Below are 20,663 nucleotides of genomic sequence, written 5' to 3'. Positions count from 1 at the left end.
ATGGAGCGTGATGATCTTGATGATGCCCTGCTACAGGCCCACGCGGAGGGTGACAGCGCCGCTTTGATACGGCTCTACTCTTTGGCAGCGGACGCGGCGGAGGGCGCAGACGAGATGGATCGGGCCTGCTTCTATCTCACTCATGCCTTTGTTTTTGCGCTGGAAAGCGGCGCATCGGAGGCTGACCCGCTGAACGCCCGGCTGGCGGCACTGGGGCGGGCGCATCGGCTTGTCTTCTGAGATGTCGCAAACGGGCATTTTTCATACAATCCCGGCTGGCACCCTAAGGTGTGAGGCCATTCAACCGGACCCAACGGTCCAACCCGTCGCGGTGACGGTGCAGATCACTATTCCCGCGACATAAGGCTCTTGAAGGGGGCAGAAATGCGCAGTGAAGCACAGGCAGTTGTCATCGGCGGAGGTGTCATCGGCTGTTCGATCCTCTATCACCTGACAAAACTGGGATGGTCCGATGTGGTCCTGCTGGAGCGGGATGAGTTGACCTCCGGCTCAACCTGGCATGCAGCGGCCAATATTCATGGATTGCACGACAGTACGAATATCAGCCGCATCCAGCATTATACGATGACACTCTACAAAGAGCTGGAAGCGGAAACCGGGCAAAGCTGCGGGGTGTTTCAGCCGGGATCCCTCTATCTGGCGCAGACTGAGGAGCGTGAACATCAGCTGAAGCTTCAAGCCGCCAAGGCCAAGCTCTATGGGATGAATTTCTACGAGATCAGCCTTGAGGAAGCCAAGCGCCTGAACCCGCTGGTCAATTATGACGGCATCCGTTGTGTGATGTACGAACCCGATGGCGGGAATGTGGATCCGTCCGGCGTGACCAATGCCTATGCGGTTGGCGCACGTCAGCGGGGCGCGGAGATCCATCGCTTTACCCCCGTGACAGCCACTGAGCAGCAGGCGGACCGCAGTTGGCTTGTCAAAACCCCCAAGGGGGATATCCGCACGCCATGGGTGGTGAATGCTGCAGGTCTCTGGGGGCGCGAGGTTGCAGCGCTCGCGGGGGTTGAGCTGCCGTTGCAGCCAACGGAGCACCAGTATTTCGTGACCGAAACCATGACCGATGTCGCAGGTCACGGCACCCGGCTGCCGTCGGTCAGCGACCGGGATGGCGAATATTACCTGCGCCAGGAAGGACAGGGCCTGCTGGTCGGCGCTTATGAGAAGGACATGAAGTTCTGGGCCGAAGACGGCACGCCGCTGGATTTCGCCCATGATCTGTTCCCGGACGATCTGGAGCGGATTGAGGACAACATGATGAACGCCATTGAGCGGCTGCCAGCGGTCGGAGAGGCGGGGATCAAACGTGTCATTAACGGGCCGATGATCTGGTCGCCGGATGCCAATGTCCTAATGGGGCCGGTCCCGGAACTGGATGGGTATTTCTGCTGCAACGGGATCATTCCGGGTTTCTCTCAGTCCGGCGGTATGGGGTTGATGGCAGCACAATGGATCATCGAGGGCGAGACCCAATATGACATGTTTGCCTGGGACATGGCGCGGTTTGACGGCTGGGCCACCAAAGAGTTCACCAAGGCGCGGGTGCAAGATCAATATGCGCATCGGTTTGCCATCCACTTCCCCAATGAGGAGCGCAGCGCAGGCCGCCCGGCGCGGACCCGTCCGATCTATGCACTTCAGGCCGAAATGGGTGCAGTCTTCGGTCTTAATGCCGGGTGGGAGCATCCCTTGTGGTTTGCCGATACACCGGGTGCCAAGGACACCAACGGGTTCACCCGCCAGAATTGGTGGGGGCCAGTGGGTGAAGAATGTCGGATGCTACGCAGCCGCGCGGGCATTATCGATATCTCCAACTTCGCCAAATACCGCTGTGCCGGGCCAGATGCGGAGGCCTGGCTGAACGCGGTCTTTGCCAACACAATGCCTAAGGCTGTGGGTCGTTCCTGCCTGACGCCCTTGATCTCAAAGCGTGGCGGGATTGCCGGAGATTTCACCGTGACGCGCGTCGCGGAAGACGAATTCCGGATTATCGGCTCCGGCATGGCCGAGCGCTATCACAAACGGTTTTTCAAAGAGGTACCGCTGCCAGCGGGCACGGTCTTTGAGTCAAAAACGGATGATACCTGTGGGTTTAACGTGGCTGGCCCGAAGTCGCGAGAGATGTTGCAACGGCTGACCAACACATCGCTTGCGACGGAGGATTTTCCTTTCATGCGGTCAGCGACGATCGACCTTGCAGGTATAGAGGTATTGGCCCTGCGGGTGTCCTTTACCGGTGATCTGGGCTGGGAGCTGCATTGCAAAAGTTACGATCAGCAGAGGCTTTATGCGACGCTATTGGCGGCGGGTGAGGAATACGGCGCAGGTCCCGTTGGCAGCCGGGCCCTGATGTCTCTGCGCGTTGAAAAGGGATATGGCTCCTGGAGCCGGGAATACAGCCCGGAATACTGGCCACATGAGGTCGGCTTGGATCGGCTTTGCAAACTGCAAAAAGACTTCCTGAACAAAGGTAGCGTGCAAAGCGTTCTGGAAAATCCGGCGCGTGAACAGCTGGTGCTGTTGCATCTGGATGAGATGGAGACAGAGGCGTCAAATGCTGATGCAACCGGCGGGGAGCCGATTTTTAAGGATGGTAAGGGCATTGGCCGGGTCACCTCCGGTGCCTACGGCTACAGCGTGGGGATGTCGCTTGCACTGGGATTTGTACGGGATGCAGCCCCGGGTGACGAGGTTCAGGTCATGGTGTTGGGTCGTCCGCATCGTGCCGTCATTCTGGAGCAGCCACCGTTTGACCCAGCTGGGACAATCCTGCGGGGATAGCAGGCCATAAAATGAAGGAAGGAGGCCGTGGTGGCCTCCTTCTTCTGCTGCTGTCTGAAAATGGACTTCGTCCACAATAGGTCAGAGGAGCGCGCGAACCTTCTCCAGCAGCGCGGCATTGACGGCGACGCCTTCAGTTGCGGCACGGGTCCGGCAGGCGCGACGACCATCACCGGGGAGGCGGGCACCATCCTGATCATGGATCGAGGCGATGAGGTCGGCCAAACGCTCCTGAAACGCACCGCCCGCCGTTGCCTTCGGATCAACTGCAATGAAGAACTGGCCGGTCTTCGGAGGGCCGCCCGCAGTGCCGGAGAAGGGGCTGGCGACTGAGCCGAGTGTCGCACCGGTCATGGCGGCGGCCATCAGTTCAACGGTCAGCGCAATGCCGACCCCTTTGTAGCCACCGGAGGGCACCATGGAGCCTTTGAGACCTGCGTCGGGATCAGTGGTCGGCTGGCCGTCCGCGTCCAGTACCCAACCCTCCGGCACGGGCTTGCCTTCGCGGGCGTGTTTCATCACTTCGCTCTTGGCGATGGTGCTGGCAGATTGATCGATCAGCAGCGCTGCATTGCCGTCTGCATCGGGGGCGGCGATGGAGAACGGGTTGGTGCCGACGACCGGTTTGGCCCCGCCCGAAGGCGCGATTGAGGCTGGCGCATTGGTGAAACCGATACCCAGCAGACCCGCCTGCGCCAGACGTTGGGTGTGAACCCCCAGAACACCGCAGTTGTAGGAATTGTTCACCGCCAGAACCGCAACCCCCATCTCGCGGGCCAGTGGGATCAGTTTTTCGAAGCCCTGATCAATGGCGCTATGGGCAAAGCCGGTGGCCGCATCCACAGTCACCACAGCGGGGCGGGGCTGCTCGACAACCGGGGTGGCCTGCCCATCAACCTTGCCGCATTCCACATGCTGGGCGTAGATCGGAATATAGGCCAGCCCGTGCGAGGCAACGCCATCGGCTTCGGTCATGGCTGTGGCGACAGCCAGGGGACGGGCGTTGGCCTCAGAGGTGCCCGCCTGAACCAAGGCGCTGAAGGCCAGATCTTCGATTTCGGCAAGGGTTAGGGTTTCTGTCGCAGTCATGTCGATCTTTCTCGTCTGAATATAGGGATAGGGTGCCAGACAGGCTGACACCAAAAGGGTGATCAATCGTTGTCACTGAGGCCTGCACCGGCGCCCCGCAGGCGGCTTTCTTCGGTGGCAGGCGCAAAGGTGCGATGGGCAAATTGGCTCAGCTGGTCCCAGCTTTCTTCCGAGACATTGGCACGCATGACGGGTTCTTTTTGACCTGTCATATCGGCCGGTGCGGAAAACACCATCTGATGCGCCAGTTGGGTCAGAAAGGCGTCGCTCTCTCCCTGCACGCAAAGCCGCTTGCCATCGGTGGCAAGCCGCGCGCCCTGCCATTCTGCAGCAACCGGGCGCCCCAGTCGCAATGCGGCCCCGCCCATGAAGGGAACGGCCAGCAATGGAAAATTCACATTCTCCATCGTGATCCGGCCGCGGTCCAGCAGGCGCACAGCGCAATCGCTCAGCGCCGCGCCGGCAATCAGCGGGCTCATCCTGCGGGCGGGCGCATGCCAGATCTCTGCCCGCAGCGAAACAGGTGAGACATCAATCGACGGGATGCGGTCATTCATGGTCAAAAGACCCGCCAGCATTTCGGTGCCGGGAAAGCCAAAAGACGACAGCCATCGGGTGCCCTTAGCAGCCTCTTCCGCCAACCCCCATGAAAGACCAGCACCGCGGGCGGCGCGCTTGCTCATGGCCTCGATTTCATTCAGCGAATGGCTCATGCCGCACCCTCTTCCAGTTCGGGGAACACCCAGAATTCTGCGTTCTCAGCTGTTAACTCAGTGGGAAGCGGGGCGTTGCCATACATGCAGATCCGCACCCAGCGGTCCGACCGAGGGTCGAATTTGGTTGCCCCGAAAAAGGCCAGCTTGCAGCGCAGCATATCAATGGGGAGCACCTGATCGGAAATCGTGTTGTCGCGAATTTCCGCATAGGGCGCGCGCCCCACGATCTGGGCACGCCGCAGGACGTGGCGATGCTCCGAATGGCGCAGCAGGAAATCGGCGACCTGAGCCTCGTCCGGCCAGTGGGCGAGGGCCTGATACAACATGGCAGCATCACGACCCGGTGCCAGCGGCTGCTCATATTCCTCAATCGGTTCCTCGAAACGCTCCCCCAACCGCGGTTCAAGCTTTTCTTCTGAAACATACCAGGCGCGGGCCTTGTTCGCCGGCGTCTGCCAGTTGGTATCGATGGCCCAAGCGTAGACATCACACAGGATCTTGCGCAAATCTCCGATTGTCATCGCACCGGCAATGCGGAAGGTGGCAGTGTTGTCCGCCGACATGTCTTCGGCAAAGCCATCGACCAATCCGCCGTAAGGTTCCAGCATCAGCGACGCGATCCACTCCTGCCCTTCCAGCGAGAGCGTCTCCTCAGCCCAGCGATAGAGAACGTTCCAGGGCTTCGGTCCGGCCAACGTCTGGATTTCAAGATAGCTCGTCACCTGATCGGCATCCGACCGCAGCGCGCTCAGTTTCTGGATCTGGATCGGGTGTTCTGATTGCCAGTCTGCAATTGTCATTTTGCTGCGTTCAACCAGAGAGCGAAACAGCGCGATGTCATCTGGATGGGCTTCTTCAATGTTGCGCACGGCCTGAATGGCCTTTTCCCGCGCGGCCACCCAATTGTTGAACAGCACAGGGTGATTTAGCAAAAACGGCGCCATTCCAAGGCCGGTAGAATTGCCAATTCCCATCGACCGCGCCAACTCCGGAGCCAGTTTGGCGGCAGTGGTCCCATTGGCTCTCGCGCGGCAATCCGCCATGTGCTGGACCAAATCGGTCACAAACCAACGGGTCAGATAGACCGACAGCATCTCGACCTGAAAAGGCGCGCGGAATTCGGGGCGCTCCGCGATCATTTCGCGATCCGCCGCCCCCAGTTTGCCAGACCCATAAACGGCGGTGGTCCGCATCAGATAGCCCACCGCATCGATCTGTTCAGCAGAGGGTTGCTGGCCTGACGCCAAGGCGCTGACCACATGTTCCCACAACCGCACAGAGCGGTTCGCACGGGAGACAGACAGTTCCGAACCGGAGACACGCCCGGCTTCCTGAACAGGAATATTCTGCGACAGCCGTGTGATATCCGCGTCGGTGGGCACCCCGTCGTACAAGGTGAATGTGGCGTCCCACGCCTCCGCGATGACGCGGTCAGAGCGTTTTTCGGGCGGCAGATCATGGGCAAAGGCCACCAGAGAATAGGCGCGATCTGGCCCATGCGCGGTGTAAACCGCATGACCCTGACCCGTCTCATCAATGTCAAAAGCAGTTTGTTCAAAACGCCAGCCCTCGCGCGACAGACGTCGCGTCAGCACCCGCATGAAGGAGAGGCGTGATTGGTGCATCGAGCCGAGGCGCGCCAGACGCATGACAGTGTTCGGTTCACGGCAGAGAATGTCGGTCATTCGGATTGGCCTTTGCAATCAGGTCGTTAGTCATATCCCGTATGATCTGAACAGGTCGGGCGGTTGGAATGGATGCCGGGCGCCAGCGACGCCCGGCAGATGTTTAGCTCTCTTTGCCCTTCGCCAAGGTGATGCGTAGTGCATCCCAGAGCGATGGAAGCAGGATCAAGGACACCGGCACAGCCGTGACCACGATGAAGCTTTGCAGTTTTGATACGCCGCCGGAGCCGACAGAGATCAAAATCACGGCCATCACACCCATCGCAATGCCCCAGAAAACACGTACAGCTGTGCTGGGTGTGTCGCCCTTGGTCATTGTAGCGGAAATCACGTAGCTCATCGAATCCCCGGTTGTGGCCACAAAGATCGTGGTCAGGATCAGGAACAGGATGGAGACCAGGAACCCCATGGGCAGGTTGTTGGTGATCGCCAGCAGCGCGGCAGGCAGGTTGAAACCTTCAAACGCCGCAGAGATGGTGCCCGGCTCGGCCAGTTCCATCGCGATGCCGGTGCCGCCGATGATGGTGAACCAGAAGTTGGTCACGATGGGGGCGATGATCGACAGCATGATGATGATCGAGCGGATGGATCGGCCACGCGATACCCGCGCGATAAACATTGCCATCAGCGGGCCGTACCCCATGAACCAGCCCCAGAAGAACACAGTCCACCACCCCAACCAACCGGGGGCGCCGAAGACGGCCGCATCACCGCGATACAGAGCCATATGGAAGAAATTGCCCAGATAGGTCGCAAATCCGGAGAAGAACGAACCGAAGATGAATCCGGTAGGTCCTGCCAGAAGGACGTAAATCAACAGGACCGCTGCAAGGATCACGTTGATCTTTGACAACAGCTGAATGCCACGGGACAGCCCGGTCATTGCGGAAATTGTGTATAGCCCGACCAGTGCACCGATCACCACGAACTGCGTGGCAAAAACATCCGGGATGCCAAAGAGGTCAGACAGACCATAGCTGACCTGAAGCCCGAGGAACCCGATCGGACCCACGGTGCCCGCCACCACAGCAATGATGGACGACGCATCGGCAATGACGCCAATCGGACCGTTGATGGCCTTGTCGCCAAACACAGGATACAGCAGCGTCCGTGGTGCCAGCGGCAGGCCTTTTTCATAGTGGTAATGCATCAGCATAACGGTCGAAAGCGAGCCAAGGATCGCCCAGGCCAGAAACCCCCAGTGCATAAAGCTTTGCGCGATGGCTGGCGTCACAGCGGCTTCGCTACCGCCTTCCGCGCCATAGAGTGGCGGCGAATAAAGGAAATGCGCAATCGGCTCACCCGCGGCCCAGAACACACCGCCGCCGGCCAGTAGCGTACACATGATCATGGAGCCCCACTGGAAAGTGGTGAACTCAGGTGTGGCCAGCCCGCCGAGAATGGCACGCCCTCCAGGCAGTACACAGAGCAGCAGGCCGATCAAAAACGTCGCCAGAAGCAGGATCTGCCAGTACAGGCCAAAATAGGTCGCAGCGATATTGAAACCCCAATCGACCAGTGCCGACAGGCCGTCCAGATTGATCAGCGCTGCCGCACAAAACAGCGCGATAAAGCCACCCGAAAGCAGGAAAAGCGGTTTGTTGATCCGGCTTTCCTGAGGTGTTGTCTCCATAGATGTCTCGGACATCTTTCCCTCCCGTTGATCGGCCCGCCAGAATGTGCCGGGCCGTATTTTCTGTCAGTCTTTCGACCGTCAATCCGCTGATTTCGGACCGAAATTCTCTTCAAAGAAGCGGTGCCAATTGTCCCCCATGACAGCGGCGACCTCTTGTTCGTTCATTCCAACACTGCGCAGCCCGTCTTCGATGTTTCCAAAGTCGCGGTTGTCCTCAAACCAGTTGGGCATCGGCGGGAAACCGGGTGCGGATTTTGAGCCCTCGCCGTAGTCGATTTCCTTGGTCCAGCGACCAACACGCATCCACTCGACGATGCTGTCAGGCTGATCCTGGCAAAGGTCTGTGCCAATGCCGAGATGTTGCACCCCGTATCGATCCGCGGTCCGCGCGATCATCTCGCAGAAGCTTTGCAGCGTGCAGGCGGATTTGTCTTTCAGGTGATGCGGGTAGACGGAGAAGCCGAACATTCCGCCATTGGACGTGACCGCGCGGATCACGTCATCTTTCTTGTTCCGCAGGGCAGGGGACCAGTCATGCGGATTGGCATGGGTGATGGCAACCGGGCGTTCTGACAGGTCCGCTGCCTCAATCGTTGAACGATCCGCAGAATGGCTCATATCCACCACAAGACCGACGCGGTTCATCTCCTTGATGACCTGCTTGCCCATGCGGGTGATGCCGGTGTCCTCAGCCTCATAACAGCCGGTCGCCAGCAGCGACTGGTTGTTATAGGTCAGCTGCATGAACCGCGCGCCCAGAGTGTGCACGATTTCGACCAGGCCGATATCATCTTCGATCGGTGAGGGGTTCTGGAACCCGAAGAACACCGCCGTGCGTCCGGTCTCCCGCGCCTTATCGATGTCGGAAGCCCAAAGTCCCTTCATGATCAGATCAGGATACTGCTCAAACCAACGGTTCCACTTCTCAAAGTTCAGAACCGTTTCGCGAAAATTCTCGTGATACGCGATGGTGACGTGGATTGCATCCACGCCCCCGTCGCGCAGCTGGCGAAAGATCTTCTCCGACCAGTTGGCGTATTGCAGCCCGTCAATCCGGAACCCGGACCGCATCAAACCGGGCCTGCGCTGATATAGGCGGTTTTGACGGTGGTATAGAACTCCGCTGCCGCCTTACCCTGTTCGCGCGGACCATAGGAGCTGTCACCGCGACCACCGAAGGGCACGTGGTAGTCAGTGCCAGCGGTCGGCAGATTGACCGTCACAACACCGGTGCGCGCATTGCGGCGGAAATGGGTGGCGCGGGCCAGTGATTTGGTGACGATCCCCGAGGTCAGGCCAAAGTTGGTGTCATTGACCACCGAAAGCGCTTCATCATAGCTGCCAACCTTGATCACGGAGGTCAGCGGCGCAAACATTTCCTCGCGGTTGATACGCATGTCGTTGTTGGTGTTCAGGAACACGCCCGGCGACATGTAGAAACCCTGATGCGGCATCTCCAGGCGTTGACCACCGCAGGCCAGTTCGGCGCCTTCCGTCTTGCCAAGGTCAACATAGGCGAGGTTTTCGTTCAGCTGCTGTTCGCTGACCACCGGACCCATCTGTACGCCTGCTTCCAGCGCGTGGCCCACTTTCATCGCTTGTGCCCCTGCGATCAGTTTCTCCACGAAGGCGTCATGAACACCGGCATGGACCACCAGTCGCGAGGAGGCTGTGCATTTCTGACCGGTGCCGCCAAAGGCCCCGCCAAGTGCCAGCGTCACGGCGAGATCCAGATCGGCATCGTCCATGACTGCGAGCGCGTTCTTGGAGCCCATTTCCATCTGTACCTTGGTCAGGTTCTGGATGGCGGCAGCCGCGATGCCCTTGCCCACCGGCACCGAACCGGTAAAGGAAATCGCGTTCACCTTGGAGCTTTCGACCAGACGCTGACCGATGGACCGGCCAGATCCCATCACGAGGGAGAACAGACCTTTGGGGATGTCCTGCCGCTCAATGATCTCCGCCAGCGCAACAGCCGATGCTGGGGTGATGTTTGCGGGTTTCCAGACCACCGCGTTGCCGTAGCACAGCGCGGGGGCAATTTTCCAAGACGCAGTCGCAGTGGGGAAGTTCCAAGGGCTGATAATCGCGACGGTACCCACCGCTTCGCGGCGGACGTCGACCTCAATATCAGGGCGTACGGAATCCGCGTTCTCACCGATCTGGCGCAGACACTCGGCAGCATAATAAGTGAAGAACTGACCGGCGCGGTAGACTTCGCCTTTGCCCTCGGCCAGCGGCTTTCCCTCTTCACGGCTGAGAAGGGTACCCAGTTCCTCTGCGCGGGCCATCATTTCATTGCCGATGGCATTCAGCACCGCTTGTTTGCGCTCCAAACCGTAAGCGGCCCATTCGCGCTGCGCCACCTGCGCCTGATCCAGCGTCGCCTCCAGCTGATCGGCACTGGCCTGGGCAAAGACACCGACCAGATCACTCAAATCAGACGGGTTGCGGTTCTCAACTTCGCTCTCACCAGCAAGCCATTCACCGGCGATCAGGTTCTTTTGGATATCAGTCATGGTTAGAGGCCTCACACAGAATTCAGTTTCCATGGGTATGGACATGAGAGGCCACTTCAATCAAACTCAAATAGCTGAACATCATTTCAGAAACATTGAAGTGCTAACCCATGACGCTGAAAATCGAGTTGCTTCGCGGATTTGCCGCAGTTGCCCGAAGCGGAAACCTAAGTGACGCGGCAGGCATTCTGGGGCGCACACCGTCAGCGGTGTCGATGATGCTGAAACAGTTGGAGACGCATCTGGGCGAGCCGCTGTTCGAGACCGACCGAAAGAACCGCCTGACGGCGCTGGGGGCCTTTGTGCTGGAGCAGGCCGAGCGCGAGTTGCAGCAATACGACACAATGGTCAAAGCGATTGAGGGCTATGCCAAGGCGACACATGGGCATGTGCGGATTGCCACTGTCCCATCGGTCGCAGGCACCGTGATGCCTTTGGTTTTTTCAAGGCATATCAGCGATTTCGAGCATGTTGATATCGAACTTCGCGATATGGATTCCATATCGGTGCTGCATGAATTGTCCCGAGATCGCATTGACATCGGGATTGCAACACTGGGCCAAAACAGCTCCGGACTGCACAGCCAGCCCCTGCTGTCTGACGCCTTCGGGGTGATCTGCACCCGCGATCATCCATTGGCGCAGGAACGGGGAAAAATCGACTGGGACATGCTGCGCGATGAGCGTCTGATCGCCAACAGCCTGTCCGCCGGCATCAATGCCGAACCGTCCCGGATCCTGCATGATAAGGCGCTGTTGAAGGCGCAGAACCTGACCTCCATCATGGCGATGGTGCGGGCGGAAATTGGCGTCACTATTTTGCCGGAAATGGCTGCACGGGCTGCAAATGCGCCGGAGCTGGTGTTCTGTCAGCTGGCCGATTCGCGGGCCACACGCCAGATCCATCTGCTGCGCAAAACCGATACCGCCCTGTCGCCCGCCGCGCGATTGCTGGAAAAACACATCCTCAGCTGTGCTGCTGAACTCACCGAAGGAGGCCTGTCATGACCCGAACCGACACGCCGCTTACACTGGGCATTTTGATCTTCCCCGGCTTTCCCATGGCCTGTCTGACCTCCTGTATCGAACCATTGCGCGCCGCCAATGAAATCGCGGGGAAGGAGGCATTTCGTTGGACCGTGGTTGCTGAAACGACAGATCCGGTTGCCTCCTCCGCTGGGGTCAGTTTCGGTCCGGATACCGTGCTGGCGGATCTGGCCGAGCATGATTTTCTGTTTTTTACGGCGGGACCAAATGCGCGGTTCGACCAACCCGCACGGGCCAATGCAGCCTTGCAGCGGATCACCCGGAGCAAGACCCGGCTCGGTGCCTTCAGCGGTGGGGTTTTTCCGCTGGCACGGACCGGTCTGGTGGCGGGTCAGCCGCTCTCGGTTCACTGGTGTTACGAGGCCGCGTTTGAGGCGGAGTTCCCGGACATCGAACGACAAAGCACGGTGATCTGCGATCAAGGTTCCTTTGTGACAATCTCCGGAGCGACAGCGGTGTTTGACTACATGCTCACCCTGATCGAGGAGCATCTCGGCGGGGATATCATGGCCGAGGTCGCCTGCTGGTTTCAGCACCCCTATGTACGCAGCGCAGCGACCTCTCAGAAAACGCCTGCATTTTCAACGGCCAAGAGCAAGGATTTGCTGCCAAAGAAGGTCACGCAGGCGATCGAGCATTTCGCTGAGCACATCGAAGACCCGATCCAGATCAGTGATGTTGCGGATGCCATTGGGGTATCCGCCCGGTCGCTGGAACGCAGCTTCAAGGAGGCCACAGGCCAGAGTCCGTTGAAATACTATCGGATGATGCGCATGAACCAGGCGCGGCAGCTGGTGCTGTATTCCAGTACGTCGGTAACAGAGATTGCCTATATGGTGGGCTACAGCACCCCCGGCGCATTCCTGAGGATCTACCGCGAGAGTTTTGGCGTCACGCCGATCAATGACCGGCGCGCCAAGAACTCCTTGCGCGTCAAAAGCGGGGATGCCCTGCCGGCGGGATAAGCCCGGCGCGGCAAGCACATCCAGATCCCCGCCTCAGGCCATGGAGCGGGCGGCAGTGATCAGCGCGTGATGCAAGGATGCAGCAGAGGAGCGCGGCCCCAGAACAGCCATGCGATCCTCGTCAAGGCGCCACAGGAACACGCCGAGGTGCTCCAAAGTGCCGCGAATGACGCATCCGGGTTTCATGTCGCGGACCGGCGCGTTGCTGAGCCGTTCAAACAGATCACCCAGGGCAGCACCCGCAACATCGAACCGACACCAGCCATCCGTCTGTTCCACCACCGATGCTGTGGCGCCAGCCACCTGTTTCAAATCGCGGGCCAGCAGCTCGTGTTGATCATATGGCCCTGAGGCCATCCATTGATCCGGTCCAGTCCAAAAGACCGAGAGTGTACCAGCCTGTGACGAACCGCCAACTTCTGGCAGCTCCATCTTATAGGCCTCTGCAAGAGCTGCCCGCAGCGCCGGTTCTTGATCTTTGCGAGCCGCCACTGAGGCAAGCGCCTGGTCTGTCACTTCGGATACGGTCAGGTTGCCAATCATGTCCACCCGGGGGGTGTCACTGCCAAGTGGGGTGAGGGGGGCCAATTTATGCACGGAGCTTCTCCCCTTCGGGATCTACAAAATGAGGGCTGACAATCTCAACCAGAACGGTTTGGTTTTCCAGTGGGTTGACCATACGCAGCTGCTCGCCCATCCGGTTTGACCCGCCTTTGACAAAGGCCAGCCCTATCGCGCTTTGCAAGATGGGTGAATAGGCGGCCGAGGTCACATATCCCTGATCATGCGCCGCATCGACCGGCCCATCGCTTGCCATCAAATGTCCCCCGGCAGGAACACCGTCGCTTGAATTCACGGGGCGCACCCCGACAAGGCTCAGGGCATCCTCTGTGTTCATACCGTCGCGGCGGCTTAGCACATTGCCGATGCAGTCCTTCTTGGTTGAGACCATGCGGCCGAGACCCAAGTTCAGCGCAGATGTGGTTCCGTTTAGTTCATTGCCCGCGGCATGCCCCTTTTCGATCCGCATCACGCCGAGCGCTTCGGTGCCATAGGGTGTCACATCGAATTTCTCCCCTGCGGCCATCATCTCGCGCATCAGGGCATCGCCATATCGGGTTGGGACGGCAATTTCATAGGCCAGCTCACCCGAGAAAGAGATGCGGAACAGCCGCGCACGGCACCCGCCACAGACCGTGATCTCACCGCATCCCATGAAGGGAAACGCCTCATTGGAGATGTCGAACGCAGGGTCGACGATTTTCTGCAGCAGCTTGCGCGCATTGGGACCGGCGACGGCGTATTGCGCCCAGGCCTCAGTTGTTGAAATCAGCTGCACGTCCAATTCAGGGCAGAGACACTGACGCACAAATTCCATATTGCGATAGACCAGAACAGCGTTGGCCGTGGTGGTTGTGACGACAAAATGGTCCTCGGCCAGCCGCGCGGCGGTGCCATCATCATAAGCAACGCCATCCTCCCGCAACATCAACCCGTACCGCACCTTGCCCACAGGTAGTTTGGCAAATCCATTGGCGTAGATCATGTTGAGGAGGGTCGCCGCATCCGCGCCCTGCACATCAATCTTTCCCAATGTGGTTACATCACAGATGCCGACAGAACTGCGGGTCTGCAGCACTTCGCGGTCCACAGACTGGCGCCAGTGGGTCTCACCGTCACGGGGGAACCACTGCGCCCGCAGCCAATTGCCAACCTCGACAAAAAAAGCGCCTTGTTCCTCGGCCCATTTGTGGCTGGGGGTGAGGCGGGTCGGATGAAAATCCTTGCCAACGGCACGGCCCGCCAGCGCGCCCATAGCAACGGGCGTGTAGGGAGGGCGAAAGATGGTGGTGCCGGTGTCCGGGATGGATTTGCCGGTCAGCTCCGCCATCACCGCCAAGGCGCCGAGGTTCGAGGTTTTTCCTTGATCTGTCGCCATACCAAGGGTCGTGTAGCGCTTCAGATGCTCCACCGAGGTGAAGTTTTCCTGATGGGCGAGTTTGACGTCCTTCACGGTCACATCGTTCTGGAAATCAAGCCAGGCGCGTTTGGCGCCTTTGACATGCCAGAATGGCGTCTGCGAGACAGGCGCGTCTTCAGCTTGCGGCAAGTCCGCAGCCCGGGCTGAGATGCCAAGATCGCCAAGCGCCTCAGCGGCGCGCTCTGCACCGCCCTTCAAAGCTTGTGCGGTGGTCATCTCCCCCGCAGCCGCCCCGGCGACCAGTTGACCTGTCGGCAGCCCATCCCCCGGTACAAAGGACTGGATCGCGTCATTCCAGACCGGGCGGCCCCGTTGATGACACGTCAGGCCCAAATTGGGGTTCCAGCCACCCGACATAGCAAGCGCGTCGCAAGCGATGGTGCGGGTTTGGCCATTTGCAAGACGCACGGTGACCGACGACAGGCCGAGACGCCCCTTGGTGTCAGTGATTTCGGCCCCGGCGAGAACCTCGGTACCCGACAGGGTTGGCGCGTCATTGCGCACATCGACGATTGCGGGCACCTCCACCCCCTTCGCCATCAGATCGCGAGCAGTGTGATAGGCATCGTCATTATTGGCAAAGACCACCACAGACTGGCCCGGTGTCGCCGCCCAACGGTTGGCATAGGCCCGTGCAGCCCCCGCCAGCATCACGCCCGGTCGATCATTGTTCTCAAAGGCGATCGGACGTTCAATCGCCCCGGTCGCAATCAGCGCCCGTTTGGAATAGATCCGCCAGAGCGTCTGGCGCGGTTTCCCTGCTGCTGGCGTTGGCAGATGGTCTGCGTTGCGTTCAACCGCGCCGTAGATGCCGTGGTCATAGGCGCCAAACACGGTTGTCCGTGGCATGACGCGGACGTTTGGCAGCGTAGCCAACTCCGCCTGTGTCTGCGCCACCCAATCGGTGCCAGACATTTCCGACAGCGCTTTGGGTTCGCTTAGCAGACGACCGCCAAGTCGATAGTCCTCATCCGCCAAGATGACCTGCGCGCCAGCCCGGCCAGCCGTCAGCGCCGCCGCCAGCCCCGTCGGTCCCGCGCCGATGACCAGCAGATCACAATGCAGGTATCCCTTGTCATAGGCATCAGGGTCTGCCTCCCCGGTCAGACTGCCAAGCCCGGCCGCCTTGCGGATGATCGGTTCATAGAGCTTTTCCCAGAACGCCTTCGGCCACATGAAGGTTTTGTAATAGAACCCTGCGGTCAGGAAATTCGAAAACCGGTCATTGATCGCCATCATGTCATGTTCAAGCGACGGCCAGCGGTTCTGCGATTGGGCCTCCAGCCTTGCATATAGCTCCACAACGGTGGCGCGGGTATTGGGTTCCTGACGCCCGCCAGAGCGCAGCTCAACCAGCGCGTTCGGCTCCTCGCTGCCGGCGGTCAGCACACCGCGTGGGCGGTGATATTTGAAGGACCGCCCGATCAGCCGAACACCATTGGCCAGCAGCGCAGATGCCAGCGTATCCCCCTGATGGCCTCCGTAAGTCTTGCCGTCAAACTGGAACGACAGCGGTACACCGTGGTCAATAAGGCCGCCCACGAGTCGATTTTTCAATACGGATCTCTGGCTCATTGCTGCGGCTCCTGCGTGGTATTTGCCGCCTTGTTGGCAAGCGCCACATCCCGGGCAAGTTCCACCCTCAGGATCTCATGGGTCGTGGTATTACGGGTGACCACCAGCCAGGACCGGTCACCCTGTTCATGGAACCACAGTTCGCGATGTTCGCCCGCCGGATTTTTGCGCAGATACAGATAGTCGTGGAACTGCTGCAGAGCCGTTTCTGACAGCCAGTAAGGGCGGTTCATCAGGCTTGCGTCGCCCAAATAGGTGAACTCCTGCGCGTCGCGGGGCCCAAGCAGCGGATGGTTGATAATCATCTGGACAATTCCTCAGTGCAGGTTCGGTTGGGCGCCCTGGCCCTTTTCGTCGATCATGTGACCGGACATAAAACGATCCAGCCGGTAGGCGGTCGCGGTCTCATGCGGACGATCGGTTTTCAGAAGATGCGCAAAGCAGTAGCCGGCTGCCGGCGTGGCCTTGAACCCGCCGTAGCACCATCCGCCGTTGAAATAGAGGCCCTCGATATGGGTCTTGTCGATGAAGGGGGAGCCATCCATCGACATATCCATGATACCGCCCCAGCTGCGCAGCAGGCGCGCGCGCCCAAGAGCCGGGATCAGTGAGATGCCACTTTCGACGACATCTTCGACGACCGGCAGATTTCCACGCTGTGCGTAGGAGTTGTACATGTCGATATCGCCACCGAAGACCAGCCCACCCTTGTCTGACTGGCTGCAGTAAAAATGCCCTGCACCGTAGGTGATCACACCGGGAATAAAGGGTTTCAGCCCTTCTGAAACAAAGGCTTGCAAGACGTGGCTCTCGATCGGCAGGCGCATGTCAGCCAAGGCCATCAGGCGGCTTGAATTGCCGGCTACCGAGACGCCGACCTTGCCTGCCCCGATATACCCACGGGAGGTTTCAACGCCCAGCACCTTGCCGCTTTCGATACGCAGGCCGGTGACTTCGCAATTCTGGATGATATCCACACCACGCAGATCTGCACCACGGGCATAGCCCCAGGCCACCGCATCATGGCGTACCGTGCCACCGCGCCGATGCAGAAGGCCACCTTTAATCGGAAAACGTGCATCATCAAAGTTCAGGAACGGATACATTGCGCGCACGCCATCCGCGTCCAAAAGCTCGGCGTCGGACCCGTTGAGTATCATGGCATTCCCACGGCGCCGAGCCGCGTCGCGCTGCGCGTCGCTATGGATCAGGTTCAAAATACCACGCTGGCTGACCATGGCGTTGTAGTTGAGATCTTGTTCCAGATTTTCCCAGAGCTTCAGCGAAAACTCATAAAACGGCTCATTCCCATCCAGTAGATAGTTGGAGCGGATGATCGTGGTATTCCGCCCGACATTGCCGCCACCGATCCAGCCTTTCTCCAGCACCGCGATCCGGGCGCCGCCGAACTCCTTGGCCAGATAATAGGCCGTCGCCAGACCATGTCCGCCACCGCCAATGATCACATAATCATAGGCCGCCTGCGGCGCTGCATCACGCCATTGCGGGCGCCAGCCCTTGTGCCCGCTGAGGGCTTCCTTGATCAGTCCAAACGCAGAATATCGCATAGCGGCTCCTGTTTCTTGCGAGAACAGTTGCCGTGAAATGCGCTGAGGCTGCCGATGCGCTTTCGGACAAGATTCATGTCAGAATCGACAATTCGGACTTTCAGGCTGCCCTGACGGGAAAGCCTATGCCTGCTATTAGCCTTCTTGCACTGCCGAGCCCCTTATGTTCAACGCTCAGGTGTTCGCCGCCCATGACATTTCGTGTGGGTTTAGCTAACATATTTCGCTGGTTGTCCGAATATTCTTGCCGCAAACCAGGCCCTTCAAGAGACATGTTTAGAACCGTTGATAGGTGTGATCGATACCTGAACTGCAGCTCTATCTAAACTTGCCTGATCGCATCAATGCGCGGCATGCCTTGGCAGCAGAGCACCTCAACCTGCATTAGCTTCGTGGCTATCGCTTCCGTCTTGTGTCGCTTGGTTCTCATATCTGATCCCGCGTTTCCTCGGTCTAGGAGCGGACCACTTCAGTGGGGGAGGATCAGGACCACCCCCCAATTCTACGGCGTTCTTTCAAGCTCAGTTGCGTCTAAACGACTCCCATGCCACGATCTCCTACTAGATAACTCATTGTTTTCTAGTAAGAGTCGCACTGAAATGTTGTGCTATACTAGGCTCGCACTATAATACTGTAATGCGGATTATGTTAATTTTAATACAATCAACTGCATTAGGCGTCAGGCTCTCAACGCCGCAGCTAGATCTCGAACACCTTTCTCCAGCTGCTCCTCCGAAAAGCCGGCGAAACCCATGACAAGCCCTTGGCGCTTAGGTGGTCCGGCAAAAAATGACGACAAAGGCTGCACAGTCACTCCGGCGGATTTGGCTCGTTTTGCGGCTTCAGTATCGCTCATGCGGCTCTGTAGGTCTGGCGTCAAATTGGCGACCATATGCATGCCGGCAGGCACGGGATCGACAGTCAGAAGATCGGCGGCGTGTAGCTTGATTGCCTGCAAGGCTGCCACCTGCCGTTTGGCATATAGGCGCCGCATACGCCGGATATGTATGGCAAAATCACCGCTGTGCATGAACCGTGCCAGGACCGGCTGCAGCATCAGCGATGCCTGCTGATCTATCTGGGGTGATGCTGACCTCACCTTAGGCAACATTGACTTCGGGAAAACCACAAACCCGAGCCTCAATGCGGAAAAAATCACTTTAGAGAAGCTTCCGACGTAGATCACCCGATCCTGATTGCTGAGGCTCATCATGGCGGGAAGCGGTTGACCTTGGAACCGATATTCACTGTCAAAGTCGTCTTCAATAACATAGGCGTTGCGGGCGACGGCCCATTCGATCAGCTCAAGTCGGCGGGACAGTGGCATCGTGACGCCGAGCGGATAATGGCGCGATGGGGTCACGATCGCCGCCTTCGCCCGAGGGGTCGTTTGAAGCGCCGTCTTGATATCGAACCCCTGTTGGTCAACCGGCGACGGAACAGAGACAAGCCGGTTGTGGTGCACAGCCCGGTTCAGCACGGCGTATCCCGGCTCCTCGGTCAGCACCTCGTCTCCTTCGCTTAGCGTTGTAGCAGCGATCAGGCCGATGGCTTCGACAACACCTGATGTGATGAAAATCTGGTCTACCGTGCAGGGCAATCCACGCCATTCACGCAAATGATCCGCGATAGCCTCCCGCAGAGACGGCCAGCCAAATGGATCGACACGCGACAGCAGTGCCGCATCTGGCCTGCGCCAGGTCTGATCATGATGACGCGCCCATTGCCGGTAAGGAAATAGCGTCAGTTCGGGTGCGGAGGTATCAAATGGCTGCAAGGGCGCGGGCGCGACAGGGGGTGCCTTTTCCGGAAGGATGTCGACCCCGCCCTGATCCACAGAGGCCGCAGTTCCGGATTGCGCCTCTGGCAACTGGTCCGGCAATTCTGCTTCGACATAGACGCCGGATCGGGCGCGCCCCTCCAGATACCCTTCGCTGATCAACTGATCGATGACCGCAGAGACCGTCACCCGAGAGACCGACAACTCTTCGGCCAGCGTTCGACTGGACGGGAGTTTTGATCCCGGAGCGATCATTCTGTCCAGAATCAACCGCCTCAGCTGCGCAAGAAGCTGTGCCTGAAGCGTGTTTGCACTGTCGCGATCAAGGGAGAGGGACAGCAGTGCTGCCCCTGTTCTGGCCTTATTCATACCTCAAGCCTTGCTGTATTCGGTCAGGCCAGTCAAGGCGGCATCACCCGCCCGCAATGCTCCCCTGAGACGCGGCCCCGCCCTCCCCTCGTCGGCTTGACGGGACCAATATCGCGCTAGTCGTTCGGGCGCACCCGAGCCGCGGTTTTATTGGCGAAAGCCTCAAGCCGTGCGCGGGCGGCCGGTTGCGTGTTCACCACGCCTGCGACAACGGCTTCGGCGTAAGCTGCGTCCATGCCGGACATATTGTTGAGGTGGCTGATCGCAGAACAGATGGCATAATTGGTGAGCGGCAGGTTTTCGGCTGCCCGATCAGCAAGCTCAAGCGCCTTATCAAAGCTGGAACCATCAGTGATGTATTGCGCCAGCCCTAGATCAACAGCCTCCTGCCCCTGATAGACACGCCCCATCAGGATCATGTCGATCATGCGGGATTTGCCGATCAGATCGGACACGCGAATGGTGGCACCACCACCCGTGAAGATCCCGCGCTGACCCTCTGGCAGGGCAAAATATGTGGTTTGATCCATCACGCGAATATGGGCGGCGCTAGCAAGCTCCAAACCACCACCAACCACCGCACCCTGCAGTGCTGCGATCACCGGTACACCGCCATATTCCATCTTGTTGAACGCCTCATGCCAACGCAGGCAGACATGCATGAACTCATCGGGGCTTCGGTCTTCTTTCCAATGCTCCACCAGATCCAGACCGGCGCAGAAATGGTCGCCCTTCCCAGCCAGGACCACCGCCTTTACCCCCTTGCGATGCGCACTGCTGAAGAACTGAACCAGTTCCTCAATCGTGGCGGTATCCAGCGCGTTGCGCTTGCTAGGGCGATCAAGGCTCACGACGCAGACACCGTTGTCGCGCACGTCGATTGCGAGGTTTTGATATGAGCTGAAACTGTCTTTTGCCAACATGGCTGG

General features: G+C 59.1%; 16 protein-coding genes and 1 pseudogene. 4 read left to right on the top strand and 13 right to left on the bottom strand.

The genetic code is table 11. The features are described from left to right. Both D1820_RS17770 and D1820_RS17765 read left to right on the top strand, forming a co-directional pair. Positions 1–240, top strand: coding sequence for a hypothetical protein (locus tag D1820_RS17770; protein ID WP_118070420.1), 240 nt, complete (start codon positions 1–3; stop codon positions 238–240). A gap of 144 nt (positions 241–384) precedes the next feature. Next, on the top strand, positions 385–2,805 hold the full coding sequence (locus D1820_RS17765; protein WP_118070418.1) for an FAD-dependent oxidoreductase: 2,421 nt from the start codon (positions 385–387) through the stop codon (positions 2,803–2,805). 81 nt (positions 2,806–2,886) lie between these two features. On the opposite strand, the gene D1820_RS17760 is transcribed toward D1820_RS17765, so the two are convergent. The 6 genes from D1820_RS17760 to D1820_RS17735 form a co-directional block, all read right to left on the bottom strand. Continuing rightward, complete coding sequence (locus D1820_RS17760) at positions 2,887–3,894, bottom strand: Ldh family oxidoreductase (RefSeq protein WP_118070576.1); 1,008 nt, start codon at positions 3,892–3,894, stop codon at positions 2,887–2,889. Between the two features lie 62 nt (positions 3,895–3,956). After that, positions 3,957–4,607, bottom strand: a complete 651-nt coding sequence (locus D1820_RS17755) for a DUF3726 domain-containing protein (protein WP_118070416.1) — start codon at positions 4,605–4,607, stop codon at positions 3,957–3,959. After that, complete coding sequence (locus D1820_RS17750) at positions 4,604–6,295, bottom strand: hypothetical protein (RefSeq protein WP_118070414.1); 1,692 nt, start codon at positions 6,293–6,295, stop codon at positions 4,604–4,606. Before D1820_RS17750 ends, D1820_RS17755 begins: the two co-directional genes overlap by 4 nt. Before the next feature lie 103 nt (positions 6,296–6,398). Beyond that, positions 6,399–7,943: a BCCT family transporter gene (locus D1820_RS17745; protein ID WP_118070412.1), complete on the bottom strand. Its 1,545-nt coding sequence runs from the start codon at positions 7,941–7,943 to the stop codon at positions 6,399–6,401. Positions 7,944–8,009: 66 nt separating this feature from the next. Beyond that, entirely contained in the window at positions 8,010–9,002 is a 993-nt protein-coding gene (locus tag D1820_RS17740; RefSeq protein WP_118070410.1) for a membrane dipeptidase, read from the bottom strand. After that, positions 9,002–10,450, bottom strand: a complete 1,449-nt coding sequence (locus D1820_RS17735; RefSeq protein WP_118070408.1) for an aldehyde dehydrogenase family protein — start codon at positions 10,448–10,450, stop codon at positions 9,002–9,004. The genes D1820_RS17740 and D1820_RS17735 overlap by 1 nt, the downstream gene beginning before the upstream one ends. Before the next feature lie 110 nt (positions 10,451–10,560). Here D1820_RS17735 and D1820_RS17730 point away from each other — a divergent pair, with 110 nt between their 5' ends. Together D1820_RS17730 and D1820_RS17725 are read left to right on the top strand one after the other, a co-directional pair. After that, positions 10,561–11,457, top strand: a complete 897-nt coding sequence (locus tag D1820_RS17730; protein ID WP_118070406.1) for a LysR family transcriptional regulator — start codon at positions 10,561–10,563, stop codon at positions 11,455–11,457. Continuing rightward, on the top strand, positions 11,454–12,461 hold the full coding sequence (locus D1820_RS17725) for a GlxA family transcriptional regulator (protein WP_102898407.1): 1,008 nt from the start codon (positions 11,454–11,456) through the stop codon (positions 12,459–12,461). Before D1820_RS17730 ends, D1820_RS17725 begins: the two co-directional genes overlap by 4 nt. A 33-nt stretch (positions 12,462–12,494) precedes the next feature. Here D1820_RS17725 and D1820_RS17720 read toward each other — a convergent pair whose 3' ends face one another. The 7 genes and pseudogenes from D1820_RS17720 to dmdD all read right to left on the bottom strand — a co-directional run bounded on the left by D1820_RS17720 (position 12,495) and on the right by dmdD (position 20,657). After that, positions 12,495–13,058: a sarcosine oxidase subunit gamma gene (locus D1820_RS17720; RefSeq protein WP_118070404.1), complete on the bottom strand. Its 564-nt coding sequence runs from the start codon at positions 13,056–13,058 to the stop codon at positions 12,495–12,497. Continuing rightward, on the bottom strand, positions 13,051–16,017 hold the full coding sequence (locus D1820_RS17715) for a sarcosine oxidase subunit alpha family protein (protein ID WP_118070402.1): 2,967 nt from the start codon (positions 16,015–16,017) through the stop codon (positions 13,051–13,053). The genes D1820_RS17720 and D1820_RS17715 overlap by 8 nt, the downstream gene beginning before the upstream one ends. Further along, a complete protein-coding gene (locus D1820_RS17710) occupies positions 16,014–16,322 on the bottom strand; it encodes a sarcosine oxidase subunit delta (RefSeq protein WP_118070400.1) in 309 nt (102 codons plus the stop codon). The genes D1820_RS17715 and D1820_RS17710 overlap by 4 nt, the downstream gene beginning before the upstream one ends. A 12-nt stretch (positions 16,323–16,334) precedes the next feature. Then, positions 16,335–17,585: a sarcosine oxidase subunit beta family protein gene (locus tag D1820_RS17705; protein WP_040179790.1), complete on the bottom strand. Its 1,251-nt coding sequence runs from the start codon at positions 17,583–17,585 to the stop codon at positions 16,335–16,337. 679 nt (positions 17,586–18,264) lie between these two features. Next, positions 18,265–19,422, bottom strand: coding sequence for a PLP-dependent aminotransferase family protein (locus D1820_RS17700; RefSeq protein ID WP_254683414.1), 1,158 nt, complete (start codon positions 19,420–19,422; stop codon positions 18,265–18,267). 114 nt (positions 19,423–19,536) lie between these two features. Further along, positions 19,537–19,620: pseudogene (locus D1820_RS19225) on the bottom strand (GntR family transcriptional regulator); the annotation flags it as partial. A 230-nt stretch (positions 19,621–19,850) separates the two neighbouring features. After that, the gene (dmdD, locus tag D1820_RS17695) at positions 19,851–20,657 is read right to left on the bottom strand and encodes a methylthioacryloyl-CoA hydratase (RefSeq protein ID WP_040179788.1); all 807 of its coding nucleotides are present in this window, start codon (positions 20,655–20,657) and stop codon (positions 19,851–19,853) included. Positions 20,658–20,663: the final 6 nt, after the last annotated feature.

The sequence above is a fragment of the Phaeobacter sp. LSS9 genome (genome assembly GCF_003443595.1).
GTDB lineage: Bacteria > Pseudomonadota > Alphaproteobacteria > Rhodobacterales > Rhodobacteraceae > Phaeobacter > Phaeobacter piscinae.
Note: the sequence above shows the minus strand (reverse complement) of the source record. Positions and strands in the feature narration are given on the sequence as shown.

Coding starts and splice junctions, on each gene's coding strand:
- D1820_RS17735 (WP_118070408.1), bottom strand. CDS start 10,450: ATGACTGATATCCAAAAGAACCTGATCGCCGGTGAATGGCTTGCTGGT.
- D1820_RS17760 (WP_118070576.1), bottom strand. CDS start 3,894: ATGACTGCGACAGAAACCCTAACCCTTGCCGAAATCGAAGATCTGGCC.
- D1820_RS17710 (WP_118070400.1), bottom strand. CDS start 16,322: ATGATTATCAACCATCCGCTGCTTGGGCCCCGCGACGCGCAGGAGTTC.
- dmdD (WP_040179788.1), bottom strand. CDS start 20,657: ATGTTGGCAAAAGACAGTTTCAGCTCATATCAAAACCTCGCAATCGAC.
- D1820_RS17770 (WP_118070420.1), top strand. CDS start 1: ATGGAGCGTGATGATCTTGATGATGCCCTGCTACAGGCCCACGCGGAG.
- D1820_RS17765 (WP_118070418.1), top strand. CDS start 385: ATGCGCAGTGAAGCACAGGCAGTTGTCATCGGCGGAGGTGTCATCGGC.
- D1820_RS17750 (WP_118070414.1), bottom strand. CDS start 6,295: ATGACCGACATTCTCTGCCGTGAACCGAACACTGTCATGCGTCTGGCG.
- D1820_RS17740 (WP_118070410.1), bottom strand. CDS start 9,002: ATGCGGTCCGGGTTCCGGATTGACGGGCTGCAATACGCCAACTGGTCG.
- D1820_RS17725 (WP_102898407.1), top strand. CDS start 11,454: ATGACCCGAACCGACACGCCGCTTACACTGGGCATTTTGATCTTCCCC.
- D1820_RS17715 (WP_118070402.1), bottom strand. CDS start 16,017: ATGAGCCAGAGATCCGTATTGAAAAATCGACTCGTGGGCGGCCTTATT.
- D1820_RS17705 (WP_040179790.1), bottom strand. CDS start 17,585: ATGCGATATTCTGCGTTTGGACTGATCAAGGAAGCCCTCAGCGGGCAC.
- D1820_RS17730 (WP_118070406.1), top strand. CDS start 10,561: ATGACGCTGAAAATCGAGTTGCTTCGCGGATTTGCCGCAGTTGCCCGA.
- D1820_RS17755 (WP_118070416.1), bottom strand. CDS start 4,607: ATGAGCCATTCGCTGAATGAAATCGAGGCCATGAGCAAGCGCGCCGCC.
- D1820_RS17745 (WP_118070412.1), bottom strand. CDS start 7,943: ATGTCCGAGACATCTATGGAGACAACACCTCAGGAAAGCCGGATCAAC.